The 6,823-nt window shown below is 24.1% G+C and carries 7 protein-coding genes; 6 read left to right on the forward strand and 1 reads right to left on the reverse strand.

The window, feature by feature from the left end:
• Positions 1 to 235: HU family DNA-binding protein (locus E6771_RS15725; RefSeq protein WP_316092289.1), on the reverse strand; the 235-nt coding region annotated here is incomplete at its 3' end.
• Positions 236 to 777: 542 nt separating this feature from the next.
• On the opposite strand from E6771_RS15725, the gene E6771_RS15730 reads away from it, so the two are divergent.
• The 6 genes from E6771_RS15730 to E6771_RS15755 all read left to right on the forward strand — a co-directional run bounded on the left by E6771_RS15730 (position 778) and on the right by E6771_RS15755 (position 6,748).
• Positions 778 to 2,070: a replication initiation protein gene (locus E6771_RS15730; RefSeq protein WP_316092290.1), complete on the forward strand. Its 1,293-nt coding sequence runs from the start codon at positions 778 to 780 to the stop codon at positions 2,068 to 2,070.
• A gap of 320 nt (positions 2,071 to 2,390) precedes the next feature.
• Positions 2,391 to 3,998 carry a DUF4942 domain-containing protein gene (locus tag E6771_RS15735; RefSeq protein WP_316092291.1) on the forward strand — a complete coding sequence of 536 codons (1,608 nt, stop codon included), beginning with the start codon at positions 2,391 to 2,393 and terminating at the stop codon, positions 3,996 to 3,998.
• A 356-nt stretch (positions 3,999 to 4,354) separates the two neighbouring features.
• The gene (locus E6771_RS15740; RefSeq protein ID WP_316092292.1) at positions 4,355 to 4,492 is read left to right on the forward strand and encodes a hypothetical protein; all 138 of its coding nucleotides are present in this window, start codon (positions 4,355 to 4,357) and stop codon (positions 4,490 to 4,492) included.
• Between the two features lie 26 nt (positions 4,493 to 4,518).
• Positions 4,519 to 5,793: a ParA family protein gene (locus E6771_RS15745; protein ID WP_316092293.1), complete on the forward strand. Its 1,275-nt coding sequence runs from the start codon at positions 4,519 to 4,521 to the stop codon at positions 5,791 to 5,793.
• Positions 5,794 to 5,808: 15 nt separating this feature from the next.
• On the forward strand, positions 5,809 to 6,528 hold the full coding sequence (locus E6771_RS15750; protein ID WP_316092294.1) for a hypothetical protein: 720 nt from the start codon (positions 5,809 to 5,811) through the stop codon (positions 6,526 to 6,528).
• Positions 6,529 to 6,565: 37 nt separating this feature from the next.
• Entirely contained in the window at positions 6,566 to 6,748 is a 183-nt protein-coding gene (locus tag E6771_RS15755; RefSeq protein WP_227371926.1) for a hypothetical protein, read from the forward strand.
• The last annotated feature ends 75 nt before the right edge of the window (positions 6,749 to 6,823 follow it).

Genomic DNA, 6,823 nt, shown 5'->3' on the forward strand with positions numbered 1-6,823 from the left:
TTACAACTTTTTTTGCAGGAATAGTCATTTTTTCTTTTGTCTGTGGATTTATTCCTTCTTTAGCTGCTCTATCTACAACTTCAAATTTTCCAAATCCTAGAAATGATATTTCATCTTTCTTTTCAAGTACTGTTTCTACTGCTGTCAAAAAAGCTTCTAATTTTTCTTCAGCTTCTTTTTTTGTTTCAAATTTTCCAATTTCTTTGTATAAGTCTACAAATTCTTTTTTAGTCATTTATTTCCTCCCTAATAAGCTTATATGATATACTGAAATTATACTTTGTTAATCATAATACAGTCAATCTTTATTATTCAAAATATTATCAAATTAAATTTAATTAGAAAAAATTAGTAAAAATTTTTCTTATGAATCTTTAAAGATAATCTTTATCTTATTTATTATCATTTAATAATCTTTATATATTTAAGACTTCCAAACTCCTTAATTTTACTAGTTTAAAAAGGGACAACTTATTACATCTTGTTACATTACTTATTACATCTTGTTACATTGCTTATTACATTTTGTTACATTACTTATTACATCTTGTTACATTGCTTATTACATTTTGTTACATTACTTATTACATCTTGTTACATTGCTTATTACATTTTGTTACACTTAATTTTCATATTTTATTTATTACATCTTGTTACATTTATTTTTTTCTATTTTAATTTGTTACATTCTGTTACAATAAACATTACATGAAAATTGACTTGTAATATTTAATGTGTTATAATGTTTTTTAATGAAGAAAGTTTGGAGATGATGAGATGGCAAATGTAGTCAAATATGGGAATGAAATGAATAATGTAACTTTTGGAGGATTCAAAGAAAAAGAGTTAGATTTATTTTTTTCTATTTGTTTCAAAGCAAAAGAACAAGGTGTTAGAGAAATAAAAATCCCTTTTGATGAAATAAAATTGTTATCAAATTATGTTAATAGAAACTTAGATAGATTTATAAAAGATTTAGAAACAACTTATGATAAAATGTTGAAATTAAATATAAAAATAAGACATTCTGAATTAAGTTTTTCAAAATTTAATTTATTTAACAAATACTCAGTTAATGTTGAAAATCGAATAATTTCAATAAAAGTAAGTGATGAATTTGAACATTTATTAAATAATTTAATAGGAAACTATACTAAATTTGATTTAATAGAGTTTGTGAATTTAAAAAGTGTATATTCAAAAAATATGTTTAAATTATTAAAACAGTGGGATGTTTTAGGAGAGAAAAATTATGAACTTGAAAATTTGAAAATGTTATTAGGAGTACCTAAAAATTATAGTTCAACGAATTTTAATGAAAGAGTTATAAAGCCCATATTAAAAGAATTACCTCAATATTTTAAAAGCTTAAAATTAGAAAAAATAAGAACTGGAAGAAAAATATCTCATTTGAAGTTTACTTGGAAAATAAATAAAGAAAGAATGGAATATCTTAAAAATATAGAAAAAGAGGTTGTTGAAATAGTAATATCAGAAGAACTTTCAGAAGTAATTGAAAAAGTAAAAAAGAATAGATATATTGCTCCATTTTTAAATAATGGAAATATAGAAGAATTACTAAATAACTTTGATGAAAAATCACTTATAATTGGATTAAACTGTTGTAATAGAACAATAAAAAAAGAAATAACAAGTATAAATTACTTAATAAAAGCAATAGAAAGTGAATGTTTGAAAAAATCTACAGAGAAAAAAGTACCAATGACAAAAAAATTCTTTGCAATGGGCTATGAAATAGTACCAAATGAAGAAAAATATGGGGAAATGGAACAGCTTGATGAAAATACTGAAAAAGAATTAGAAAGAATAAATAAAATGACAAGAGAAGAGTTAATTGAAGAATTTACAAGAGGCAAGAGCCCTGAAATAGAAAATAAGAAAAATGAGGTAGGAGAGAAATTATTGTTAGCATATAAAATGCGAGATAAAATTAAAGATAAGAAAAGTACAACATACTTAACAAATGAGCTTTTTATTCTTGAACTTCATGAAGAATTAGAAGAGCTAGAAACTAAAGCAGAAGAATTTAAGAAAAAACAAATAAAATAATTATGAATTAAGACAGCCTCTAGGTTGTCTTTTTTTTATTTCAAAAGCAATCCAGCCTTGACCTCCTGTAAATTATATATATTTTTCTACTGCATATATCCCCTTCACAAGCCTTCATTCAGGAATTGATTTTCTTTTAAATTACGGCGAAGGGGAATAAAACATAGTAGAAAAAATAAATAATCAGGAGGTGGATCAGGAATAGGAAAGATTAATTTATAAATAAAAAAATAAAAGAAAAAAACTTAAAAGAGCAGAACGGCTCTAAAGAAAAAACATGGTAGTTAAAAAAATAAATAAATTTAATGGAGGAATATTAAATGACTGAAGAGCTAAAAAGCTTTTATCCAACACCAGAGCAATTGATAAAATTAATGGTTTCAAAAATAGAAAAAACAAAATATCAAAAAGAATTAGATATATTAGAACCATCAGCAGGGCGTGGAGATATAGCAGATTATCTAAAGAAAAGTACATATTGGGATAATGGTTTTTCTGCTAATTCTGTTGATTGTATAGAAATAAATGAGAATTTACAAAAAATTCTTAGTGGAAAGGAGCATACTTTAATTTTTGATGATTTTCTTAATTTTAATACTAATAAAAGATATGATTTAATAATAATGAATCCACCATTTGATAAAGGAGATCTACACCTTTTAAAAGCTATAGAACTTGTGAAAAAAACAGGGGGACAAATTATTTCCATATTAAATTCTGAAACTATAAAAAATCCATATTCTTTATATAAGCAGGATTTGAAAAATAAATTAGAAAAATATGAAGCAGAAATAGAATACCATCAGGAAATTTTTAAAAAAGCAGATAGAGAAACAAATGTAGAAATAGCATTAATTAATATAAAAATTGAAAAAGAGAAAAAAGAAAGTAAAATTCTTGATGGAATGAAAAAAGAAGAGAAAGAACAATTTTTTAAAAATGAAAAAATAAAAGCTGTAACAAGTAGCCAAATGATAGAAAGATTAATAGAAAACTATAATTTTGAAATTCAGGTAGGATTAAAATTCATGGAGGAATATGAGATAATAAATGAATTTAGTGAAGACAGCTTTACATCAAATTATCCACAGAAAGTATTTAAACTTAGTTTTTGTAATAGGGATAAAGATTTAACATCAAATAATTACATTGAAATAATAAGAAATAAATATTGGGAAATGCTTTTTAAAAAGAAAGAGCTTGAAGAACTTTTCACAGAAACAATAAGAAGAAATTTTTATGATAATCTTTATAAAATGAGAAATTATGAATTTAATATGTTTAATATAAAACAGTTGCTTAAAAACTTATCAAATGAAATGATATCTTCTCTTGAAGAAAGTATAGTAGGACTTTTTGATGAATTCTCAAAAGAACACTACTGGCACCCAGAATCAAAAGATAATATTCATTACTATAATGGTTGGTATACTAATAAAAGTTACTATGTAAATAAGAAAGTTATTATACCAATGAAGTGTACATCATATTGTGATAGAGAATTTAGGTTTGACTATTCAGTATGTGCCAAAATAACAGATATACATAAAATTTTTATGTATCTTGATAGTGAAGAAAAAAATGTAAGTAGCATAGAAGAAATAGGAAATATATTAAGTATAGCAGAAAGAAATCAAACAAATAGAAATATAGATTTTACATATTTTACAGTAAGTCTTTTCAAGAAAGGGACTTGTCATATTAAATTTAAAAGTGAGGACTTGCTTTTGAAGTTTAATATATATGGAAGTCAGAAGAAAAACTGGCTACCTCCTGGATATGGGAAGAAAAAATATAAAGAAATGACAGAAGAAGAAAAAGCAGTAATAAATGATTTTCAAGGAGAAGAAAGTTATGAAAAAGTTTGTAATAATACTGAAGAGTATCTATTTCAAGCTAAATCAAGTCAATTTATGATAGGAAATTAAAATAATAACTAAGTCCCACGCGTGGGACTTAGTTATATATAAAGTTGTTTTTAGGGATTTGTTAATTATTTAAGTTTAACATTTGGTAACAAATAAAGAAAATATAAATTTGAATTATCATTATAAAACTTAATTATACTAATTTTAAAAAAAATAAAAATTCGGGTGGACAATTTGAAAAAATAGTAGTATAATAAATTATAAAAATAAAAAAGCTAACTTGCGCCAACAAGATAGCTTTTAAATGAATGATATAAAATCACTTTGTCAGTAATATTATATCATTCTTTAAGTAATATTTCAATAAATAAAGACTAGGGATTATTAGTCTAATCTATTAAGGAGAGTGATATTTTATGAAATCGTCAGAACTTAGCAATTTTATAAATGAAATTATTAAGAAAATAAGTAAAGAAAAGGAAAATTTAACTTATGAAGCAGTAGCTAATATGAAATATTCAGAACTTGAAAAAAGATTACAGAAAGTTTCATAATTCAGTTCCTGATTGAAGGAGAAAAAATGATAAAAAAGAATTTAAGTATAGCTTATAAGAAAAGTGATGGGAGATTAAGTCATTGCAGATTAAATTTAACAAAAGATTTAGTAACAATACTAGAACTAACATCAGAAAAAAGATCAATAGATTTAGAGTTTAAAAATAATTTTATTTTGTTAAAAAGGTATAAAGAAAAATTTGAAGAAGTAATAGAAAAATCGGAAGAAAAATTATTGTACCTTCATACTTTAATTACAGCAAGTTATGAAGAAAAAAAGAATAATTTTAAAATGTTGATACCACTTCCTATTGTTAAAGAATGGAATCTGGAGAAAACAAAAGCTATAATGATAGAAAAAAAAGATACAAATAAAGTAATACTAGAACCTTTGGAGGAAAGTAAGATGGAGGATATAAAGAAAAAAAGTAATATTGAATCTGAAACAAAAATATATCAAAGTGAAGGCTCTGTTGGAGCTTTATCTATAATGGAAGTAACAGAAGAAAAAAAAGATGGAACTGTATTTACATTTAAAGTTGAAAAAGGAGGAATTGGAAAAACTTTTTTAACTGTACAAATAGGAGCAGGATTAGCTTTAGCAGGATTCAGAATTCTTATTATAACTTCTGATCCACAAAATAATATTATAGGTATGGCTTTGAAATCAGAAATAGATAAAAATGAAGAATCATCACATTACACAACTTTTGATAAAAAAAGAGTAACTATAGATAACAGAACAAAAGGATTGAAATCTTGGATTAGGAACGAAACAGGAGAAATAATTAAATTAAGAGAAAATCTTGATTTTATTCCTTTAGAAAGCCCAATAGATTCGGGTTCAATAAGTAAAGAATTTAAAGAAAATCTGAAAAAGTTCATAGAAATAAAGAAAAAAGAATATGATTATATTTTAATTGATAGTATTCCTACTAAAAAGCTGGATAGTGAATTCTTAAAATATACAGATCAAATAATAGTTCCAGCATATGGGGATAAATTTACAACAGAAGGGGTTGTAGAAGTTATTAAATCTGTAGGAGTAGATAAAGTTTTTGCAATTATATTCAATAGATATGATGGAACAGCTACTCAAAAAGCTTATTATAATCAAATAAAAGAAATAATAGAGCAAACAGATATATGCTTTCCTTTGCCTATAAAACAGCTTTCAGCTATCAGTAAAATGGTAGAACGAGGAAAAACTATTTGGGAAAGTAATGACAAAAAAATAATAGAAATAGCAAAAGAGTTACAAGAAGTACTAATAAAAATAATACAAAAAACTGTAGCATAAAATATTGGAGGATAAATGGGAAAATTAGATTTATCAGCTTTGAAAAAAATAGCTGAAGATAGAAAAGTTGAAAATACAGGAACTATTATAGTACACCAAGAAAATAAAGGTATGTGTAAAAAAGAAGATATAAAAAAGACAATTTTGATAGAAGATCATTTATTTACAGAATTTACAGAAGATAAAGAAGTTATAAATTATTTGAAAGACAAAACTGTAGAATTGTTATATACACAGGCAAATGCAATATTAGATATAGGAAAAATTTTAAATGAAGTGGCAGATGAATTAGGAAAGAAAGGAAGTTCTGAAGGATTATATAATAAATATCTTGAAATAAATGGATATAATAAAAATACTGCACTAAGATATAGAAAAAGATATGAATTGTATAATAAGGCAAATAAAGATCATACTAAAAATATAATTGCCTTATTACCAGTTAAACATTTAGAGAAATTATATAAAGCAGAAGATTTGATTGAAAGTATAGAAGAAAATGACTCAATTACATTAGAAGAAATAAAAGAATTATTAGATGATTCAAAAAAAATAGTGAATAAACTAGAGGAAAAAAATAAGACAGAATTTGATCAAGAAGTATTTGAGTTTGACTTTAATTTTGATAATTTAGATAAATTAAAAAATAAATATAAAGAGCTGGAAGAAGAAAAAAGAAAAAAAATAAACAAATTATTGTTACAAATTGAAAAAATAATAGAAGAAAGTAACTAAGTCCCACGCGTGGGACTTAGTTTTAAAAGGAGCAGCCATGACAGAAATAGAAAAAAGAAGAAAAGAAGTAGAAAAAGCTAAAATTTTATCAAGAGTAGACGGAACAGGAGAGCTAAATACAGAAACAGCTCAATGGTTTGAAGATTATGCTGAAGGAAAAATATCATATGAAGAACTAGGAGAAAAAATAAAAAAACAACTTCTTAATTTAGCAAAATGAATAATAAAAAAGGGGAATATTCATGAAATATTTTGATCCATATTTAAATGAAAATGGAGTTCTTAAAAATAAATT

Origin of the sequence: Fusobacterium sp. (assembly GCF_032477075.1) — a bacterium.
Classification (GTDB): Bacteria; Fusobacteriota; Fusobacteriia; order Fusobacteriales; family Fusobacteriaceae; genus Fusobacterium_A.